We start from the raw sequence: 1527 nt of genomic DNA, 5'->3' as shown, positions 1-1527 counted from the left end.
AGTGAACGCTCGATCCGATCGGGTAGTAGGTAAGCGATGGGGTGACGCAGGAAGGTAGTCCAGCCCAGGCGATGGTTGTCCTGGGGTAAGCATGTAGGGAGTGAGGTAGGCAAATCCGCCTCGCATTAATCCTGAGATGTGATGCCGAGCCGATTGTGGCGAAGTGGATGATCCTATGCTGCCGAGAAAAGCCTCTAGTGAGTGTTGTGGCGGCCCGTACCCTAAACCGACTCAGGTGGTCAGGTAGAGAATACCAAGGCGATCGGGTGAACTGTGGTTAAGGAACTCGGCAAATTGCCCCCGTAACTTCGGGAGAAGGGGGACCTCTGCCGGTGTAGGAGCGTGCCTCCGAAGCTGGTGGGGGTCGCAGTGGCCAGGGGGAAGCGACTGTTTACTAAAAACACAGGTCCGTGCGAAGTCGTAAGACGATGTATACGGACTGACGCCTGCCCGGTGCCGGAACGTTAAGGGGACCGCTTAGTCAGCGTGAGTTGGCGAAGGTGAGAACTTAAGCGCCGGTAAACGGCGGTGGTAACTATAACCATCCTAAGGTAGCGAAATTCCTTGTCGGGTAAGTTCCGACCTGCACGAATGGCGTAACGACTTCCCCGCTGTCTCAACCGCAGACCCGGCGAAATTGCATTACGAGTAAAGATGCTCGTTACGCGCAGCAGGACGGAAAGACCCCGGGACCTTCACTACAGCTTGACATTGGCGTTTGGAACGTCTTGTGTAGGATAGGTGGGAGACTGGGAAGCTCGGACGCTAGTTCGGGTGGAGTCATTGGTGAAATACCACTCTGGTCGTTTTGAACGTCTAACTCTGGTCCGTGATCCGGATCGGGGACAGTGTCTGGTGGGTAGTTTAACTGGGGCGGTTGCCTCCTAAAGGGTAACGGAGGCGCCCAAAGGTTCCCTCAGCCTGGTTGGCAATCAGGTGTCGAGTGTAAGTGCACAAGGGAGCTTGACTGTGAGACTGACGGGTCGAGCAGGAGCGAAAGCTGGGACTAGTGATCCGGCATCGGCGTGTGGAAGCGGTGTCGCTCAACGGCTAAAAGGTACCCCGGGGATAACAGGCTGATCTTCCCCAAGAGTCCATATCGACGGGATGGTTTGGCACCTCGATGTCGGCTCGTCGCATCCTGGGGCTGGAGTAGGTCCCAAGGGTTGGGCTGTTCGCCCATTAAAGCGGTACGCGAGCTGGGTTTAGAACGTCGCGAGACAGTTCGGTCCCTATCCGCTGCGCGCGCAGGAGACTTGAAAGGAGCTGTCCCTAGTACGAGAGGACCGGGACGGACGAACCTCTGGTGTGCCAGTTGTACCGCCAGGTGCATGGCTGGTTGGCTACGTTCGGAAGGGATAACCGCTGAAAGCATCTAAGCGGGAAGCTCGCCTTGAGATGAGGTCTCCCACCACGAGAGTGGGTAAGGCTCCCGGTAGACGACCGGGTTGATAGGCCGGAGGTGGAAGCACGGTAACGTGTGGAGCTGACCGGTACTAATAGGCCGAGGACTTGACCACAAAGCAT

Annotated in this window: 1 rRNA gene (only partly in view); it reads left to right on the top strand. The window is 57.1% G+C overall.

Annotated elements, in window-relative coordinates:
- Window positions 1–1520: ribosomal RNA gene (locus MTP10_RS41750) — 23S ribosomal RNA — on the top strand (it extends 1367 nt beyond the left edge of the window).
- Window positions 1521–1527: the final 7 nt, after the last annotated feature.

The organism is Nonomuraea sp. 3-1Str (genome assembly GCF_031570565.1).
GTDB lineage: Bacteria > Actinomycetota > Actinomycetes > Streptosporangiales > Streptosporangiaceae > Nonomuraea.
The sequence above is the reverse complement of the archived record's forward strand: the minus strand, read 5'-3'. Positions and strand labels throughout refer to the sequence as shown.